The organism is Tabrizicola sp. (genome assembly GCF_016792905.1).
Lineage (GTDB): Bacteria > Pseudomonadota > Alphaproteobacteria > Rhodobacterales > Rhodobacteraceae > Tabrizicola.
Map to the genome: position 1 here is coordinate 24,944 of NZ_JAEULP010000021.1, position 18,111 is coordinate 43,054.

Annotated in this window: 21 protein-coding genes and 1 tRNA gene; 17 read left to right on the top strand and 5 right to left on the bottom strand. The window is 67.3% G+C overall.

What is annotated here, in order from left to right; all coding sequences use genetic code 11:
• Positions 1–6 precede the first annotated feature (6 nt).
• The gene (locus tag JNL31_RS04115; protein WP_294970369.1) at positions 7–1,185 is read right to left on the bottom strand and encodes an aminotransferase; all 1,179 of its coding nucleotides are present in this window, start codon (positions 1,183–1,185) and stop codon (positions 7–9) included.
• Between the two features lie 138 nt (positions 1,186–1,323).
• Here JNL31_RS04115 and JNL31_RS04120 point away from each other — a divergent pair, with 138 nt between their 5' ends.
• Together JNL31_RS04120 and JNL31_RS04125 are read left to right on the top strand one after the other, a co-directional pair.
• Complete coding sequence (locus tag JNL31_RS04120) at positions 1,324–1,572, top strand: type II toxin-antitoxin system ParD family antitoxin (protein WP_294970371.1); 249 nt, start codon at positions 1,324–1,326, stop codon at positions 1,570–1,572.
• A complete protein-coding gene (locus JNL31_RS04125) occupies positions 1,569–1,862 on the top strand; it encodes a type II toxin-antitoxin system RelE/ParE family toxin (RefSeq protein WP_294970374.1) in 294 nt (97 codons plus the stop codon). The genes JNL31_RS04120 and JNL31_RS04125 overlap by 4 nt, the downstream gene beginning before the upstream one ends.
• Before the next feature lie 4 nt (positions 1,863–1,866).
• On the opposite strand, the gene gpt is transcribed toward JNL31_RS04125, so the two are convergent.
• The 3 genes from gpt to fabI are packed head-to-tail and all read right to left on the bottom strand — an operon-like array spanning position 1,867 to position 3,861.
• Entirely contained in the window at positions 1,867–2,391 is a 525-nt protein-coding gene (gpt, locus tag JNL31_RS04130; RefSeq protein ID WP_294970377.1) for a xanthine phosphoribosyltransferase, read from the bottom strand.
• 11 nt (positions 2,392–2,402) lie between these two features.
• A complete protein-coding gene (locus tag JNL31_RS04135; RefSeq protein WP_294970380.1) occupies positions 2,403–3,017 on the bottom strand; it encodes a LysE family transporter in 615 nt (204 codons plus the stop codon).
• A gap of 13 nt (positions 3,018–3,030) precedes the next feature.
• A complete protein-coding gene (gene fabI / locus JNL31_RS04140) occupies positions 3,031–3,861 on the bottom strand; it encodes an enoyl-ACP reductase FabI (RefSeq protein WP_294970381.1) in 831 nt (276 codons plus the stop codon).
• Between the two features lie 93 nt (positions 3,862–3,954).
• Here fabI and pdxH point away from each other — a divergent pair, with 93 nt between their 5' ends.
• The 15 genes from pdxH (at position 3,955) to lexA (ending at position 15,972) form a co-directional block, all read left to right on the top strand.
• Entirely contained in the window at positions 3,955–4,557 is a 603-nt protein-coding gene (gene pdxH / locus JNL31_RS04145; RefSeq protein WP_294970383.1) for a pyridoxamine 5'-phosphate oxidase, read from the top strand.
• A 117-nt stretch (positions 4,558–4,674) separates the two neighbouring features.
• Positions 4,675–5,208 carry a cold-shock protein gene (locus tag JNL31_RS04150; protein ID WP_294970386.1) on the top strand — a complete coding sequence of 178 codons (534 nt, stop codon included), beginning with the start codon at positions 4,675–4,677 and terminating at the stop codon, positions 5,206–5,208.
• Complete coding sequence (locus JNL31_RS04155; protein WP_294970388.1) at positions 5,208–5,687, top strand: DUF192 domain-containing protein; 480 nt, start codon at positions 5,208–5,210, stop codon at positions 5,685–5,687. Before JNL31_RS04150 ends, JNL31_RS04155 begins: the two co-directional genes overlap by 1 nt.
• 41 nt (positions 5,688–5,728) lie before the next feature.
• Positions 5,729–5,805 (top strand) — tRNA-Pro (locus tag JNL31_RS04160).
• A gap of 128 nt (positions 5,806–5,933) precedes the next feature.
• Entirely contained in the window at positions 5,934–7,340 is a 1,407-nt protein-coding gene (locus tag JNL31_RS04165) for a YdiU family protein (RefSeq protein WP_294970392.1), read from the top strand.
• 37 nt (positions 7,341–7,377) lie between these two features.
• Positions 7,378–7,929: a helix-turn-helix domain-containing protein gene (locus JNL31_RS04170; protein ID WP_294970395.1), complete on the top strand. Its 552-nt coding sequence runs from the start codon at positions 7,378–7,380 to the stop codon at positions 7,927–7,929.
• Positions 7,930–8,014: 85 nt separating this feature from the next.
• Positions 8,015–9,208 (top strand): glycine C-acetyltransferase, encoded by a 1,194-nt coding sequence (gene kbl / locus JNL31_RS04175; RefSeq protein ID WP_294970398.1) that lies wholly within the window; start codon positions 8,015–8,017, stop codon positions 9,206–9,208.
• Positions 9,205–10,242: an L-threonine 3-dehydrogenase gene (tdh, locus tag JNL31_RS04180; protein ID WP_294970401.1), complete on the top strand. Its 1,038-nt coding sequence runs from the start codon at positions 9,205–9,207 to the stop codon at positions 10,240–10,242. Before kbl ends, tdh begins: the two co-directional genes overlap by 4 nt.
• Before the next feature lie 336 nt (positions 10,243–10,578).
• The gene (locus JNL31_RS04185) at positions 10,579–10,953 is read left to right on the top strand and encodes a phosphomannose isomerase type II C-terminal cupin domain (protein ID WP_294970403.1); all 375 of its coding nucleotides are present in this window, start codon (positions 10,579–10,581) and stop codon (positions 10,951–10,953) included.
• A 175-nt stretch (positions 10,954–11,128) separates the two neighbouring features.
• Entirely contained in the window at positions 11,129–11,716 is a 588-nt protein-coding gene (locus tag JNL31_RS04190) for an aminodeoxychorismate/anthranilate synthase component II (protein WP_294970405.1), read from the top strand.
• Positions 11,713–12,726 (top strand): anthranilate phosphoribosyltransferase, encoded by a 1,014-nt coding sequence (gene trpD, locus JNL31_RS04195; RefSeq protein ID WP_294970407.1) that lies wholly within the window; start codon positions 11,713–11,715, stop codon positions 12,724–12,726. Before JNL31_RS04190 ends, trpD begins: the two co-directional genes overlap by 4 nt.
• 10 nt (positions 12,727–12,736) lie before the next feature.
• Entirely contained in the window at positions 12,737–13,549 is an 813-nt protein-coding gene (gene trpC, locus JNL31_RS04200) for an indole-3-glycerol phosphate synthase TrpC (protein ID WP_294970408.1), read from the top strand.
• Positions 13,546–14,037, top strand: coding sequence for a cyclic pyranopterin monophosphate synthase MoaC (gene moaC, locus JNL31_RS04205; RefSeq protein ID WP_294970409.1), 492 nt, complete (start codon positions 13,546–13,548; stop codon positions 14,035–14,037). The genes trpC and moaC overlap by 4 nt, the downstream gene beginning before the upstream one ends.
• A complete protein-coding gene (locus tag JNL31_RS04210; RefSeq protein ID WP_294970452.1) occupies positions 14,037–15,206 on the top strand; it encodes a molybdopterin molybdotransferase MoeA in 1,170 nt (389 codons plus the stop codon). Before moaC ends, JNL31_RS04210 begins: the two co-directional genes overlap by 1 nt.
• A gap of 79 nt (positions 15,207–15,285) precedes the next feature.
• Positions 15,286–15,972, top strand: a complete 687-nt coding sequence (gene lexA / locus JNL31_RS04215; protein ID WP_294970411.1) for a transcriptional repressor LexA — start codon at positions 15,286–15,288, stop codon at positions 15,970–15,972.
• Here lexA and JNL31_RS04220 read toward each other — a convergent pair.
• Entirely contained in the window at positions 15,966–18,077 is a 2,112-nt protein-coding gene (locus tag JNL31_RS04220) for a ComEC/Rec2 family competence protein (protein ID WP_366928915.1), read from the bottom strand. The genes lexA and JNL31_RS04220 overlap by 7 nt on opposite strands.
• Positions 18,078–18,111: the final 34 nt, after the last annotated feature.

The following is an 18,111-nucleotide window of genomic DNA, read 5'->3' on the forward strand; positions in this document are numbered from 1 at the left end:
CAGCTGTCAGGCCCGGAAGGCCGCCAGCCGCCGGATCACCTCGGCGATACCCTTCGCGTCGACATTGGCAAAGGCGATGCGGATCTGCCGCTTGCCCGCCGCCGACCCCTCGGGCTGGAACATCGTCCCCGGCAACATCAGAAGCGAGGCCTCGCTGACCAGCCGCTTGCACAGCACGTCGCTCGCCATGTCATAGGGGTGTTCGACATAGGCGAAATAGGCGCCGCATCCCAGAAGCTTCCACCCTTTCAGGGTTGCGAAACCCTCGATCATCGCCTTTCGGCGGGCGAGGATTTCGTCGCGTTCCCCGGCCACCCACTGCCGCAGGTTCCGCATCCCCCAGAGCGCGCCGATCTGGCCCAGCTGGCTCGGGCAGATCGCGACGGTGTCGAGGAACTTCTCCACCTCCGCCAGCCGGGCCTGGCTGGCGATGACGGCCCCCACCCGATGCCCGGTCAGGCGGTAGGCCTTCGAGAAGCTGTAAAGATGGATCAGCGTGTCGGCCCAGCCGGGATCGGCAAACAGGTCATGCGGGGCCCCCGTGCGGCTGTCGAAGTCGCGGTAGGTCTCGTCCACGATCAGCGCCACACCCTTGGCCCGGCACAGGTCGCGGAAAGCCGTCAGCGTTTCCGCCGGATACTCCACCCCGCCGGGATTGTTCGGGCTGACCAGCACGATGGCGCGGGTCCGGTCGGTGATCAGCTTCGCGGCAGCCTCCGCCGAAGGAATCAGCGTCGCGTCGGTCTCCAGCGGCACCGTCGTCACGGCGGCCATGTCGAGCCACATCTTGTGATTGAAGTACCAGGGCGTGGTCAGGATCACCTCGTCCCCCGGTCCCGCCAGCGTTGCCATCACCGTGCAGAAGGCCTGGTTGCACCCCTGGGTGATCGCCACCTGCGACGGCCGGATGGCACCGCCATAGATCGCCGACCACTGCGTCGCGATTTCCTCCCGCAGGGCGGGCATGCCCAGCACCGGGCCGTAGAGATGCGCCTGCGGATCGTTCAGCGCGGCATCCGCCAGCGCCTGCCGCAGGCCCAGCGGCGGGCTGTCGACCGGGGCCGCCTGGCTGACGTTGATCAGCGGGCGGTCGGCGGGGAAAGTGACCCCCTCGACCCAGCGCCGCGCCTCCATCACCGGGGGCGGCTCGGTCGCGGCAAAGGCGGGGTTCAGGGGCAGGGTCATCGGTCGGTCCATCCGTGGCGGGTCCCGCGCAGTGTCCCCGGATGGCGGGCGGTTGCAAGCCCCCTCGTCTTCCGCGCAATATTGATTCTTGGTACCTGTTGGCATAACCTGCGCTTCTCCAGATGAAGGACCAATGCGATGCCCCGCAACACCTCGGTTTCCCTTGGCGACCACTTCAGCAATTTCATCGACACCGAGGTCAGGTCGGGGCGCTACGGTTCCGCCAGCGAAGTCGTCCGGGCCGGGCTGCGCCTGTTGCAGGAGCATGAGGCGAAAGTGAAGGCGCTGGAAGCCGCGCTGATCGAGGGCGAGGAGTCTGGACAGGCCGGTCCGTTCGATTTCGAAGCATTCAAAACCAGAAAGCGGGCGGAGTATGAGGGTCGATGAAAGATCTCTCTTTCTCGCGCCGGGCTAACGCAGACATGGACTCAATCTGGGACTACAGTGCCAAGAACTGGGGACCGGACCAGGCTGACGACTATACCGACATGATCCGGGATACTTGCCAGTGGCTTGCATCTGGCCGGAAGCACGGGCGAAAATCGAGCGTTCGACCCGCTTCCCTGAAATACAACTGCGGCTCACATGTCATCTGGTTCAAGGAGATGGATGATCGGATCGAGATCATCCGCATCCTGCACAGCGCTCAGGACATTGAGCGCCACCTGCACGACTGACGGTTCAATCCGCCCCGCGCATCGGCTGGACGTATTGCAGAGCCATGTCCCAGGGGAAGAAGATCCAGGTGTCCTGGCTGACGGATGTGATGTAGGTGTCGGCCTGCTTCTCGCCCTCGGGCTTGGCATAGACGCAGGCGAAATGCGCCTTGGGGTAAAGGCCGCGGATCAGTTCCAGCGTCTTGCCGCTGTCGACCAGGTCGTCGACGATCAGGATGCCCGATCCGTCGCCCATGATGTCGGCCTGTGGCGCCTTGATCACCTGTGCTTCGCGGCGCTGGTCGGCCTTGCCGCCGCCGGAGTGGTAAGATTTCACCGAAATGGAATCCACCACCCGGATGTCCAGCTCGCGGCTGACGATCATCGCCGGCACCAGCCCCCCGCGGGTGATCCCCACCACCGCCTTCCAGGTCCCGCCCTCGCCGGGCCCCTTGCCGTCCAGCCGCCAGGCCAGCGCGCGGGCGTCGCGGTGGATCTGGTCCCAGCTGACGTGAAATCCCTTTTCATGCGGCAGGCGGTCGGCGGACATGGGTCCCTCCTTCAGGTGGCGACGATCTTCACGCCCAATAGGGCCAACGCGGCCCCGAACGAGCGGTCGATCACGGTTTTCAGGCTGATGTAAGCCGCGCGGGTACGGTCCAGCGAGAAGATGCGGGCGACAAGGCTGTTCCAGGCCGTTTCGGCACCCAGGATCAGCAGGATCAGGCAGGCCAGCACCCAGGTGGGCGTGCCGGGGCCGATGGTGCCAAGGAAGATCGAGGAATACATCACCACGGCCTTCGGATTCGACAGGTTGGTCCAGAGCCCCAGCCGGTAGGCCGCGAAGGGCGACCGCGGGACGGGACGGGCGTCCTCGGCGATGAAAGGCTCTTTCGCGTCGCGCCAGAGATGCCAGGCCATCCACATCAGATAGGCCGCCCCGCCGATCTTCAGCGCCCAGAGCAGCGACGGTGCGGCGTCGAAGATCAGGTGCAACCCGAACATCGCCGCCAGCGCCCAGATGACCGCGCCGCTGGCGATGCCGAAGGCCAGCATCACGCCGGTGCGGAAGCCCTCGGTCAGCCCGGTGCGGGCCGACATCAGGACCGCCGGGCCGGGCGAGACCACGGCGAAAAGCACAAGTCCCGCAAAGGCCAGGAAGGCTGTGAGGCTCATGCCCGGGCGCGGCTCACTGGCCGCCCTCCTTCTTGCCGGTGACGATGTCGATGTCCGGCGCGTCGATCGCCTTCATGCCGACGATGTGATAACCCGCGTCGACATGCAGGTTCTCGCCCGTCGTGCCACTGCCAAGGTCCGACAGCAGATACAGCGCCGCCTTGCCGACCTCTTCCTGCGTCACGTTCCGCCGGAGCGGCGAGTTCAGCTCGTTCCAGCGCATGATATAACGGAAATCGCCGATGCCGCTGGCCGCCAGCGTCTTGATCGGCCCCGCTGAAATCGCGTTCACCCGGATGCCGTCCTTGCCCAGGTCCTCGGCCAGGTACTTTACCGAAGCCTCCAGCCCCGCCTTGGCCACACCCATCACGTTGTAATGCGGCATCACCCGTTCCGCGCCGAAATAGGTCAGCGTCAGAAGGCTGCCGCCCGGCCCCATCATCGCCGCCGCCCGCTGGCAGACGGCGGTGAAGGAATAGACCGAGATGTCCATCGCCAGCGCAAAGCCCGCGCGCGAGGTGTCGACATAGCGCCCGCGCAGCTCATTCTTGTCGGCGAAGCCGATGGCATGGACGAGGAAGTCCAGCTGCCCCCATTCCGCCTTCAGCGCGGTGAAGAGGGCGTCGATGCTCTCGTCGCTCGCCACGTCGCATTCGTAAAGATGCGGCTGGCCCAGGCTTTCCGCCAGGGGCTCGACCCGCTTCTTCAGGGCCTCGCCCTGGTAGGAAAACGCCAGCTCCGCCCCCTGCCCCGCCACCGCCTGCGCGATGCCCCAGGCAATGGACTTGTCGTTCGCAAGCCCCATGATCAGGCCGCGCTTGCCTTGCATAAGTCCGGTTGACATTCCTGACCCCTCGCCCTTTTCGTTGCCTTGACGTGTAGGCGAAGCGGGGCCGCCCTTCAAGGCAGGTCCTTAACGCAAAGGCAGGAGTCGCGCATGGACCGTTCGGGCATCTTCGCTGGCAGCGATCCGTTCGCGCTCGCCCGCGCATGGCTGACCGAGGCCGAGGCGCAGGAGCCGAACGACGCGAATGCCATCGCGCTGGCCACGGTCGATCCGGACGGCATGCCGAACGTCCGCATGGTGCTGCTGAAAGAGATCGAAGCCGATGCTTTCGTCTTCTACACCAACTACGGCTCGGCCAAGGGGCAGGAGATCGCCGCCGCAGGCAAGGCCGCCTTCGTGATGCACTGGAAGTCGCTCCGCCGCCAGATTCGCGTCCGCGGCATCGTCACCCGCGAGGACGGCCCCCAGGCCGACGAATATTTCGCCAGCCGCAGCCTGAAATCGCGCCTCGGCGCATGGGCCAGCCACCAGTCGCAGCCCCTCTCCTCGCGCGAGGCATTGATGGCCGAAGCGGCGAAGGTCGCCCTGACCAAGGGCCCGAATCCTGCCCGCCCGCCCTACTGGGGCGGCTTCAGGATCCATCCGGTGGAGATCGAGTTCTGGGCCGATGGTGCCTTCCGGTTGCACGACCGCTTCCGCTGGTCCCGCGCTGCCGTAGCGGCAGGCTGGACGGTCGAAAGATTGAATCCGTAGGTTTCCGGGGACTTGGCCGTTTATCTGTGGATCAACTGCTGAATAGCCCTTGATCACAGCGGGATTATTCCCCCAATTGTGCCGCCAAGGGCTCATTCTGGGGAGAAGGCCTTCCGAATGTCAGAAGATGAAGAGGTCATGCAGATCGTGCATGGTCGGGTTAAGTGGTTTGATCCTTCCAAGGGTTTCGGGTTCATCGTATCAGACCAGACAGATGCAGACATCCTGCTCCACGCGAACGTTCTGCGGAACTTCGGGCAGGGGTCGGTGGCAGATGGTGCCGGGATCGAAGTGAAGGTCCAGAGGACCCAGCGCGGCGTTCAGGCCGTGGAAGTCGTGCGGATCGATCCGCCCGAGGGTGTCGTGCTGCCCTTTGGCGAGGATGCCGCGCAGCTGGTCAGCGCCGACATCCTGGCCCTGCCGATGGAGCCTGCGCGGGTGAAGTGGTTCGACAAGGGCAAGGGCTTCGGTTTTGCCAATGTGTTCGGCCGTCCTGAAGACGTCTTCGTGCATGCCGAGGTGCTTCGGGTCTCGGGTTTTGCCGATCTGGCCGCCGGCGAGGCCGTGGCGCTGCGCATCATCGAGGGGCGGCGCGGACGGATGGCCGTCCAGGTGATTTCCTGGGAATCCGCCGGGCGGGAGAAGCCCTGATGGCGTCCCTGCGCCATGCCGTCTGTCTGGCTCTGATGACGCTGCCCGGCACTGCCTGGGCCGAGGCCGCCTGCGCGCCCGATCGGCTGGACCTGCGCTGGGATGGTGGACAGGAAAGCTTTGCGGTCGAGCTGGCCGATACCCCCGACGAACGCGCGCAGGGGCTGATGTTCCGCACCGAGATGGCTCCGGCATCGGGAATGCTCTTCGTCTACGAGGTGCCGCGCCGTGTGCAGTTCTGGATGAAGAACACGTTGATTCCGCTGGACATGGTGTTTGCCGACGCCACGGGAACGGTGACGCGGGTCCATTCCGGTGCAGTGCCGGGTGATCTCACGCCCATCGACGGCGGCGAGGGGGTGCAGTTCGTGCTGGAGATCAACGCGGGCCTGGCCAAGAAGCTCGGCATTGTGCCCGGCAGCGCGCTTCGCCACCCGGCAATCCCGGGCGCCGGCGCCGCCTGGCCCTGCGAAGGCTGAGGCTTTTCTTTCCGGCCCACTCCGTTTATGGAAGCCGCAGTCGGGGCGTAGCGCAGTCTGGTAGCGCGACGGTTTTGGGTACCGTAGGTCGCGAGTTCGAATCCCGCCGCCCCGACCATCCGCCCCCAAAGTTCGCGACGGTTGCCCAGGTTTCCTGAGGAAGAAACTTGTCAAAATCCTTGCTCAGGGATTTTGGCTCCCGGTCGATGCCTTGCGCGACAGGCCCTCGGGGCGCATATCTCGGCCATGACCATCGCCTTCGACCATTCCTACGCCCGCGACCTGCCCGGCACCTATCTGCGGGTTGCCCCTGACCCCGCGCCTGCGCCGCGGCTCTTGTACCTGAACCGCCCACTTGCCGCCGATCTTGGTCTGGACCTTTCCGACGCCGAGGCCGAGGCCTGGTTCTCCGGCGCCTCCCTTCCCCCCGGCGCCGACCCCATCGCCCAGGCCTATGCCGGCCATCAGTTCGGTGGCTTCTCGCCCCAGCTCGGCGATGGCCGCGCGCATCTTCTGGGCGAAGTGCTGGCACCGGACGGCCACCGCTTCGACATCCAGCTGAAAGGCTCCGGCAAGACCCCGTTCTCGCGCGGGGGCGATGGCAAGGCGGCAGTCGGCCCGATGCTGCGCGAAGTCCTGGTGTCGGAATTCATGGCGGCCACCGGCGTGCCCACCACCCGCGCGCTTTCGGTCGTCGCAACGGGCGAAGAGGTCTGGCGCGACACGAAGCTGCCCGGCGCGGTCCTTGCACGCATCGCCGCCAGCCACCTGCGCGTCGGGACCTTCCAGTTCTTCGCCGCCCGGGGCGAGCGGGACAGGGTCAAGGCGCTCGCCGACTATGCCATCGCACGGCACTACCCCGACCTTTCGCAGGTGGAAAATCCCTATCTCGCGCTGCTCGACGCCGTCATCGCCACCCAGTCCCGGCTGATCGCGGAATGGATGGGCGTGGGCTTCATCCATGGCGTGATGAACACCGACAACATGGCCATTTCCGGCGAGACCATCGACTATGGCCCCTGCGCCTTCATGGAAGGCTATGCGCCGGGCACAGTCTTCTCCTCGATCGACCACCAGGGCCGCTATGCCTATGCCAACCAGCCGCTGATCCTTGGCTGGAACCTCGCGCGGCTGGCCGAGACGCTGCTGCCGCTGCTCGACCCGGATCAGGACAAGGCCGTCGACATCGCCAACGACCGCCTGTCCGGCATCGCGCCGCGCTACCGCGCCGAATGGACCGGCGTGCTGCGCCGCAAGCTTGGTCTGGTCGGCGAAGACCCCGCCGACGCCCAGCTTGCCGAAGACCTGCTCTCCGCGATGGAGGGTGCCGACTGGACCCTCACCTTCCGCCGCCTCGCCGACGCAGCCGCCCTCCGCCCCCTCTCCAGCGACTTCACCAGGATGGAAGTCTGGCTCCCCCGCTGGCGCGCCCGCGCCGGGGAAGGCGCGGCGCAGCGGATAGCAGCAGCCAACCCCGCCGTGATCCCGCGAAACCACAAGGTCGAGGAAGCCCTGACCGCCGCCACCGCAGGCGACATGGCCCCCTTCCACGCCCTCCTTTCCGCCATCCAGTCCCCCTTCGCCGAGGCCGAACCCTACATGCTCCCCGCGCCCACCGGCTTCGGCACGTACGTCACCTACTGCGGCACCTGAGTTGACGGGGCGGCCCCGCCCCGCCACCATGGGCCCCATGGCCGACCGCTCCGACATTCACGACCGCCTCGCCGCCTCGCTCCGCGCCGCCCGCAAGGACCGCGGCCTCTCCCTTGACGCCGCAGCGAAACTGTCCGGCGTCTCCCGCTCGATGGTCAGCCAGATCGAGCGCGGCGAATCCTCGCCCACCGTCGCCACGCTCTGGGCCCTGACCCAGGCCCTGCAGCTTGACTTCGCCGGCCTCCTCGAAGGCCGCCCCGCCCCCGGCATCGAAGTGACCCGCGCCGCCGCCGCCCCGGTGATCGACCGGAGCGGCGTCACCATCCGCATCCTCTCCGCCCCCGAATCCGTCGGGAGCCACGAGGTATATGAACTCCGCTTCGCCAAAGGTGCCCGCCTCACCTCCGAGGCCCACTCCCCCGGTTGCCGCGAGCACCTGACCGTCCTCGAAGGCCGCCTCACCGTCACCTCGGGCGAGGCGACCGACAGCCTTTCCCCCGGCGATGTCGCCCGCTACCCCGCCGACCGCCCGCATGAGATCGCCGCCACGACGACCGCCCGAGCCATCCTCATCGTGCAGGACAGCTGATTTCCAGTTTAACGGATTGCCATCCGCCAAGTTGACACGCGCCCCGCCTTCTGCCAGTTTCCGCGAAACCGGAAAGGATTCTGCCATGACGGATAGTTCAGCCTTCCTCGACCATATCACCGCGACCCTCGCCAGCATCGACGCCGAAGGCCTGATGAAACGCGAGCGCCTGATCACCGGCGCCCAGGGTGCGCATGTGCAGATGGATGGGCGCGAGATGCTGAACCTCTGCGCCAACAACTACCTCGGCCTCGCCGACGACCCCCGCCTGATCGCCGCCGCCAAATCCGCGATGGACGACCACGGCTTCGGCATGGCCTCGGTCCGCTTCATCTGCGGCACACAGGACCTGCACCGGCAACTCGAAACCCGCCTCGCGCAGTTCCTCGGCCATGACGACTCGATCCTCTTCGCCGCCTGCTTCGACGCCAACGGCGGCCTCTTCGAACCCCTCCTCGGCCCCGAGGACGCCGTCATCTCCGACGCCCTCAACCACGCCTCGATCATCGACGGCATCCGCCTCTGCAAGGCGAAACGCTACCGCTATGCCAACAGCGACATGGCCGACCTCGAAGCCCAGCTGAAACAGGCCCGCGCCGATGGCGCCCGGTTCATGCTGATCGCCACCGACGGCGTCTTCTCGATGGACGGCTTCTACGCGAATCTCCCCGATATCCGCGCGCTGGCCGACCAATACGGCGCGCTGGTCATGGTCGACGACTGCCACGCCACCGGCTTCACCGGCCCGAAGGGCGCAGGCACCCCCGCCCGGGCCGGAGTGCAGGTCGACCTCCTGACCGGCACCCTCGGCAAGGCGCTCGGCGGCGCCTTGGGCGGCTACATCGCCGGGCCCCAGCCGGTGATCGACCTCCTCCGCCAGCGCGCCCGGCCCTATCTCTTCTCCAACGCGCTCCCCCCCGCCGTCGTTGGCGCCGCGCTGGCCGCGCTCGACATCGTGGAAGGGGCCGACGACCTGCGCGCCCGCCTCACCGCCAACGCCACCTACTGGCGCGATGGGCTGACGAAAGCCGGTTTCACCCTCCTCCCCGGCAGCCATCCGATCATCCCCGTCATGCTTGGCGACGCGAAACTCGCGCAGGCCATGGCAGCCGATCTTTTCCAGCGCGGTGTCCATGTCGCAGGCTTCTTCTTCCCCGTCGTCCCGAAGGGCCAGGCCCGCATCCGCACCCAGATGAACGCGGCACTCACCCGCGACGACCTCGACTTCGCCCTGACCGCCTTCCGCGCCGCAGGCAAGGCTACCGGAGTCCTCAAATGACCAATGAAATGAAAGTCCTCGCCAAGTCGAAACCCGAACCCGGCCTCTGGATGGAGACCCGGCCCGTCCCCGAGATCGGCCCCGATGACGTCCTGATCCGCATCCACAAGACCGGCATCTGCGGCACCGACATCCATATCTGGAACTGGGACGCCTGGGCGCAGAAGACCGTCCCCGTGCCGCTGGTGACAGGTCACGAATTCGCCGGTGAGATCGTGGAAATCGGCAAGAACGTCGAGGGCCTGACCATCGGCCAGCGCTGTTCCGGCGAAGGCCACCTGATCGGCAAGACCAGCCGCCAGAGCCGTTCGGGCAAGTTCCACCTCGACCCCGAAACCCGCGGCATCGGCGTCAACGAACCCGGCGCCTTCGCGCAATACCTGCGGCTCCCGGCCTTCAACGTCGTGCCCCTGCCCGACGCGATCGATGACGAGATCGGCGCGATCCTCGACCCCCTGGGCAACGCCGTCCACACCGCGCTTTCCTTCGACCTGATCGGCGAGGACGTGCTGATCACCGGCGCCGGTCCCATCGGCATCATGGCCGCCGCCGTCGCGCGGCACGTCGGCGCCCGGCATGTGGTGATCACCGACATCAACCAGGCCCGGCTCGACCTTGCCGGGCAGGTCGCCGACGTGGTGCCGGTCAATGTCGCCACCACCGACCTGAAATCCGTCTATCCCGCGCTGAAGATGTCTCAGGGCTTCGACGTCGGGATGGAGATGTCGGGCAGCCAGCAGGCCCTCGACCAGATGGTCGAGCACATGGTCATGGGCGGCCGCATCGCCATGCTCGGCATTCCCCCCGGCAAGTCGCCGGTCGACTGGTCGCGCATCGTCTTCAAGGCGATCACCATCAAGGGCGTCTACGGCCGCGAGATCTTCGAGACCTGGTACAAGATGATCGCCATGCTGGAAAACGGCCTCGACATCCGCAAGGTGATCACCCACCGCTTCAAGGTCGACGCCTTCCAGGACGGCTTCGCCGCCATGCGCTCCGGCCTCTCGGGCAAGGTGGTGCTGGACTGGACCTGACCGGCGCACCGCCCAGAAGCCCATTCACCTGGCCCCAAGTATCCCCGCCGGAGGCTCGCCCGAGCCGGTTGCGCGTCCTTCACGCGCAGAGGCGAGACGAAAGGCTTGCGCGCCAGCGCTCGATTTATCAACCGCCCCGACCCGCGAACCGTCTGGGTCTCACAAGACCATGCCGCCGGAAGCGCCTCCCCTCCCCCTCGTGGCAAGGGGCCGGGGGTGGCGCTCCCCCGCCAGTCCCGGACCGCCGCCGAAATGCCCCGAAATAGCCCCGCCCTGTTAACTCCCCGCTAACCAATCTGCGGCGAGTCTGCCCGGGTGGATCAAGGGAACACCAGCATGGACGGATCGAATCCCGCAGACTTCGCCGAGGCACCGATGGCCGCCTTCCGTCCGGCCGAACCGGCCCTTGCCGCCCCGACCCTCGCAGAAGGCCCGCGCTTCCGCGTCCGCTCCCTCAACCTCGCTCCGGGAGAGGCGACCGCGCTGCAATCCCACCTGCACCGCTCCGGACACTGGGTCGTCGTCGAAGGCACCGCCGAGATCACAGTGGGCATTCGCGCCCGGCTGGTGGGCGAGGGCGAGGCGATCCACATCCCCCTCGGCCAGCCGCACCGGCTGGAAAACCCCGGCCGCCTGCCCGTGCGGCTTATCGCCGTGGAAACCGGCTGCTACCTCGGTGAGGACGACCTGATCCGGCACGAAATGCCGTAGGGGCACCCGCCTGACACCGGGCGAAAAGTTAACACCACCCTAACGCCCGCGAGAAAGCCTTTTACTCATAATGGGTTGAATGATTTGTCCACCGTGGACATATCCGGTGGTGTCGCGGTTTACACCGCCCCCCGCATCGGCGATAACCAGCCGGAACCGGCCCGAAGGTGACGCGATGCTCCTCCTGATCGACAACTACGACAGCTTCACCTGGAACCTCGTCCACTACCTGGGCGAGCTTGGCGCGGATGTCGTCGTCAAGCGGAACGATGCCCTGCAAGTCCAGGACGTGATCGCGATGCAGCCGGAGGTGATCGTCCTCTCCCCCGGCCCCTGCGACCCCGCCGCCGCCGGGATCTGCCTGCCCCTGACCAGGGCCGCCGCCACGGCGGGCATCCCCCTCCTCGGCGTCTGCCTCGGCCACCAGACGATCGGCGAAGCTTTCGGCGGCAAGGTCGTCCGCTGCCACGAGATCGTCCATGGCAAGATGGGCACCATGCACCATTCCGGGACAGGCGTCTTCCGCGGCCTGCCCTCGCCCTTCCAGGCCACCCGGTATCACTCCCTCGTGGTCGACCGCGCCACTCTGCCGCCCGAGCTGGAAATCACCGCCTGGCTGGAGGACGGCACGATCATGGGTCTGCGCCACCGCCAGCACCTGATCGAGGGCGTCCAGTTCCACCCGGAAAGCATCGCCTCGGAACACGGCCACCAGCTCCTCCGCAACTTCCTCGACGAAGCTCGCGCGAAAGTCCCGGCATGAGCGACACCCTGAAGCCGCTGATCGGCATCGCCGCCAACCGACCGCTGACCCGCGCCGAGGCCGAAGCCGCGTTCAACGCGCTCTTCGAGGGCGAAGGCACTCCCGCGCAGATGGGCGGCTTCCTGATGGCGCTGCGGACGCGGGGCGAGACGGTCGACGAATACGCCGCCGCCGCCAGCGTGATGCGGTCGAAATGCAACCCGGTTCAGGCCCCGCCGGGCGCGATGGACATCGTTGGCACCGGCGGCGACGGCAAGGGCACGCTCAACATCTCCACCGCCACGGCCTTCGTCGTCGCGGGCGCGGGTGTGACCGTCGCCAAGCACGGCAACCGGAACCTCTCGTCCAAGTCCGGCGCGGCCGATGCGCTGACCGAACTGGGCCTGAACGTGATGGTCGGCCCCGAAGTCGTCGAGAAATGCCTCACTGAGGCCGGGATCGGCTTCATGATGGCGCCCATGCACCACCCGGCGATCCGCCATGTCATGCCGGTCCGGGCCGAACTTGGCACCCGCACGATCTTCAACATCCTGGGGCCCCTCACCAACCCAGCCGGGGTGAAGCGGCAACTGACCGGCGCCTTCTCCGACGCGCTGATCCGACCGATGGCCGAGACGCTCCTGACGCTGGGGTCCGAGAAGGCCTGGCTCGTCCACGGCTCGGACGGCACCGACGAGATCACCATCTGCGGCCCGACCTCCGTCTCGGCGGTCGAAAACGGCACCGTGCGTGACTTCACCGTCCACCCGGAAGACGCAGGCCTTTCCCCGCACCCGTTCGAGGCGATCCTCGGCGGCACCCCGGCCGAGAACGCCGCCGCCTTCCGCGCACTTCTCGACGGCGCTCCGGGCGCCTACCGCGACGCGGTCCTTCTCAATGCCGCCGCCGCGCTGGTCGTTGCGGACAAGGCGGGAACCCTGCGCGACGGCGTGGCGTTGGCCCGGGCGTCCATCGACTCCGGCGCCGCGAAAGCCAAGGTTGACGCCCTGCGCCGTCTGACGAACGCCTGAGAGGCTCCCCATGTCCACCATCCTCGACCGCATCAAGGCCTACAAGCTGGAGGAAGTGGCCAGGGCCAAGGCCGCTACGCCTTTGGCCGACCTCGAAGCGACCGTCAAGGCCGCTTCCCCGCCGCGCGGCTTTGCCCGTGCCCTTCGTGAAGCGACGCTGACCGGCTACGGCCTGATCGCCGAGATCAAGAAGGCCAGCCCCTCCAAAGGCTTGATCCGCCCCGACTTCGACCCGCCGGCCCTTGCCAAGGCCTACGAGGCCGGGGGCGCCACCTGCCTTTCCGTCCTGACCGACGCACCTTCGTTCCAGGGGGCCGATGACTACCTTGTCGCCGCCCACGATGCCGTGGCCCTGCCCTGCCTGCGCAAGGATTTCCTGTATGACACCTACCAGGTCACCCAGTCCCGCGCGCTGAATGCCGATTGCGTGCTTCTGATCATGGCCTCGCTTGACGACAGCCAGGCGGCCGAGCTGGAAGCCGCCGCGATGGGGCTTGGCATGGATGTGCTGATCGAAGTGCATGACGAGGCCGAGCTTGACCGGGCGGCGCTCCTCAAATCACCGCTGATCGGCATCAACAACCGCAACCTGCACACTTTCGAGGTGACGCTCGACACCACGCGCCGCCTTGCCCGCCGGGTGCCGGAGGACCGGATCATCGTCGCGGAAAGCGGGCTTCACACGCCTGATGACCTTGCCGACCTCGCGCAGTATGGCGCGCGCTGCTTCCTGATCGGCGAAAGCCTGATGCGGCAGGACGACGTGACCGCCGCGACCCGCGCGATCCTCTCGCATCCGCTGACGGCGCAGGGCGGGCTGTGAGCGGCCCCGACAAACAGCCGCTGTCGCATTTCGACGACCGGGGCCAGGCCCACATGGTCGACGTCTCGGCAAAGCCCGTGACCGACCGGGTCGCGGTTGCCGTAGGCGCGGTGCGGATGACCACGGAAACGCTGGCGCTGATCTCGGAAGGTCGCGCGAAGAAAGGCGATGTCCTTTCGGTCGCGCGACTGGCGGGGATCATGGCGGCGAAGAAGACCTCGGACCTGATCCCGCTGTGCCATCCGCTGCCGATCACCAGGGTCGCGCTGGAGCTGATGGCCGACCCCGCCCTGCCGGGGGTGCGGATCGAGGCGACCGTCAAGACCTCGGGCCAGACCGGGGTGGAGATGGAGGCGCTGACCGCCGTCTCGGTCGCGGCGCTGACGATTTATGACATGGTCAAGGCGGTCGAGAAATCCATGGTCATCGACGGGGTACGTCTGATCCTGAAAGATGGCGGCAAATCAGGTCGTTACGAGGCGAAATGATGATTTCGGTAGAAGAGGCGCTTGCCCGCTGCCTGGCCCTTGCTGCGCCGTTGCCGCCGGAAACCGTGCCTCTGGCGCAGGCCGCCGGGCGCTGGATGTGCGCGCCCGCCGTCGCCACCCGCGACCAGCCGCCGTTTTCCGCCTCGGCGATGGATGGCTATGCGGTGCAAGGCGACCCCGGCCCGGACGACAACTTCCTGGTCATCGGCGAGGCAGGGGCCGGCCATGCCTTCACCGGGCAGGTCGGCCAGGGTGAGGCGGTGCGCATCTTCACCGGCGCCCCAGTGCCGCAAGGCGCGACGCGGGTGATCATCCAGGAAGACGTGGTGAAGGTCGGCGACCGGATCATCCTGCGCGAGGGGACCGAAGGCTCCACCAACATCCGTCCGCAAGGCCAGGACTTCCGCACGGGCGACAGCCTTTCCCCCCGCCGCCTGCGACCGAACGATCTTGCGCTTTTGGCGGCGATGAACATCCCCTCGGTGCAGGCCAGCCGTCGCCCGGTGGTGGCGCTGATCGCCACCGGGGACGAGTTGGTGATGCCGGGCGAAGACCCCCGCGCCGACCAGATCATCGCCTCGAACAGCTTCGCCCTGAAGGCGCTGATCGAGGCCGAGGGCGGGACAGCGCGCCTCCTTCCCATCGCACGGGACACCGAGGCGGAGCTGGCGACCGTGCTTGGATTGGCCGAGGGTGCCGACCTGATCGTCACCATCGGCGGGGCTTCCGTCGGGGATCATGACCTGGTGGGCAAGACCGCAGGCCTCGACCACAGTTTCTGGAAGATCGCGATGCGCCCCGGCAAGCCGCTGATGGCGGGGCGGTTGAACGGGGTGCCGATGCTCGGGCTGCCGGGCAACCCGGTTTCGGCCGTGGTCTGCGGGCATCTGTTCCTGTTGCCGATGGTCCGGGCGATGCTGGGCGACCCTTCTCCAGCGCCGCAGGCGCGGAAGGCAAAGCTGGCCGTTGATGTCCCCGCCAATGGCCCTCGGGCCCATTACATGCGGTCGCGGCTTTCTCCCGGCGAAGGGGTGCCAGCAATCACCCCCTTCGACCGGCAGGACTCCGCGCTCCTGTCGATTCTCGGGCAGGCCGACGCGCTCCTGATCCGTCCGGTGGCCGATGGCCCGCGTGGCGCAGGGACCATGGTCGACTACCTGCCACTTTGACCCCCCATGGATATTTCTTGACACAAACCGGGAACACGGGCAGAACATTGTGTTAACACACGCTGTTGGGGGCCCGATCATGCTGACACGCAAGCAGTTGGAACTTCTGGACTTCATCAAGACGCGGATGGACCGCGACGGGGTGCCGCCCTCGTTCGACGAGATGAAGGATGCGCTCGACCTGCGCTCGAAGTCCGGCATCCACCGGCTGATCACCGCATTGGAGGAACGCGGCTTCATCCGCCGCCTCGCCCACCGCGCCCGGGCGCTGGAAATCGTCAAGCTGCCAGAGGCGATGGAAAAGCCGGGCTTCTCGCCCAAGGTGATCGCGGGCGACAAGGTCGATCCGCCGCGCGGCGCGATGCCGGTTTCCTCGGTGCATGCGCTGGAACTGCCGGTGATGGGCCGGATCGCAGCCGGTGTGCCGATCGAGGCGATCTCCGAGGTTTCGCACCACATCGCCGTGCCGGGCTCGATGCTCTCGGGCAAGGGCCAGCATTATGCGCTTGAAGTCAAAGGCGATTCCATGATCGAGGCCGGGATCAACGATGGCGACATCGTGGTGATCCGCGAACAGTCGACCGCCGACAACGGCGACATCGTGGTGGCGCTGGTCGAGGATCACGAGGCCACGCTGAAACGCTATCGCCGCCGTGGCAACATGATCGCGCTGGAAGCCGCCAACCCGGCCTACGAGACGCGGGTGTTTCCCGACCACCTGGTCAAGGTGCAGGGCCGCCTTGTCGGGCTGATCCGCAGCTACTGAGCGGCAAGTTTCAGGCCTTTCGCGGACAGGTCCGGCAACCGGGCCTCGCGCAGGGGCGGCGACCACAGCCGTCTTGCCCCCTTGGTCGTCACGATCCGCAGGCCCCCGCCCTCGCGCCAGATGGCCAGCGGGCCGGTGGCGGAAAGGGTCTTCGCGTCGATCAGCGGGCAGGCTTCGGGTGCGGCTGCGGCCTCGGCGGCCAGGATGACCAGCTCTGCCGACTGGCAGACTTCGGGCAGCTTCGCTTCGGCTCCCTTCCCCGACAGCGCCACGGCATGCAGCCCCGCCAGATCGAACCAGCGCTCGCCCTTCGGGCCGTCGAAGCCCGGCCGTTCCGCCGCCAGCGCCTGCGCAGCCAGGTCGCCATCGTTCTGCAACCAGTTCTCGGCCGCGAAGCCGCCGCCCTTGGGCGCGGAAAGCGCCCGACCTTCCGGCCCCTCCAGACCCAGAAGCCTGCCATCACCCGAGACCAGCAGCACTGGCCGCTCCGCCGTCAACCACAGGACCAGCGCCGCAAACACAGGCACCACGCCCGCCAGTTGCACCTTCCCCCGCCACAGGATCAGCCACAGCGCCCCAAGCGTGAAGAGCGGCAGCACCGAAGGATCGGGAGCGGGGATCGCCGTCACGGATCCCTCCAGCCCCGCAATCCAGTGCGCCACGAACAGGATCCAGCGCGCGCCCTGTTCCATCACCCAGAGCGGCAGCGCGGCAAGGCCGAACGGCGCGAGGAGTGCCGCCACCGCCCCCGCGGGCATGATCACCGCCCCCATGACCGGCACGGTCAGCAAGTTCGCGATCAGCCCGTAATCGGTGAAACGGTTGAAATGCGCTGCCGCATAGGGCGCGGTCGAAAGGCCGCCGATCAGCGAGGACAGCACCAAGGTGAAGACCGGCATCAGCCAGCGCGGGATGCGCTCGCGGTAGATGCTGCCGTCCAGTGCCGCGAAGCCGGTGATCAGCGCGATGGTCGCTGCGAAGGACATCTGGAAGCCGGGGTCGAGCAGGCTTTCGGGCCGGGCAAGCAGCAGCAGCATCGCCGCAACCGCCACCGACCGCAGCGTCAGCGCCCGGCGGTCCAGAAGCACCGCGCCAAGGAAGACCGCGATCATGATGAAGGCACGTTCGGTGGCCACGTTCGCGCCCGACAGCAGCAAGTAGAAAAGCGCGACCGCGAAGCTGACCACGGCCGCCACCTTCTTCGTGTTCACCCGCAACGCAGCGAAAGGCACCAGCGCCAGACCGTAGCGCAGCAGCGCAAAGACGAAGCCGGTAAGGAAAGCCATGTTCATCCCGGAGATTGCCAGCAGATGCGCCAGCGAGGAATCCCGCAGCGCCTGCACCGTGTCCTCGGTGATGGCCGAGCGATCCCCCGTCATCGCGCCTGCCGCGAAGGCCCCCGCCTGTCCGTCCATGTGCGCGAGCATGCCCTGCGTCAGCCAACTGCGCAGCCGGTCGACGGGCAGCGCCCCGCCTGTCGGTTCCTCCAGCAGAAGGACCGGCGTCCGGGTGTAGCCGACGGCGCCCAATTGGTCGAAAAAGGCCATGCGGCGGAAGTCGAAAGCCCCGGGTTCCACCGGCCCCTCGGGTGCGGCAAGGTTCGCTGTCAGGATCACGACCTGCCCCGGTGTCGGGTGCAGCCAGTTTTGTTCGTCCTGCAACGAGATGCGGACGCGCAGGGGTGTCCGCGCGGGCGAAACCTCCTGCAGCACCACCTGGTCCAGTGTCAGCCGCAGCGCATCGGACTGCGAGCGGTCGATCTCGACGATCCGCCCCTCGACCGGGCCGTAGTAGCGGAAGCCCAGCATCGGCGCGTCGAGGGAATGGGCGCGGATCCCGGCGGCGATCCAGCCTGCGGCCGCGGCGGCGAGGGCGAGGCCCAGCGGGCGCGCGAGTTCAACCTTCGTGGCCAGCACCAGACCACCCGCCAGCAGGAGAGCCGCTAGCGAGTAGCTTCCGGCCCCCGGTTCCACCGGAACCGAGAACCAGGCGCCGATCCCGCAGCCGACCAGCACGGCGATCCACGGGAAAAGCATCCCCCGTGCCGATTGCAGCGCCTGAAGCGGCCACAGGAGGACCCGCCAGACCGTTCCGACCGCGGCCACCTTGTTTCCCACCCCGCGATTGCCTAAACCCGCT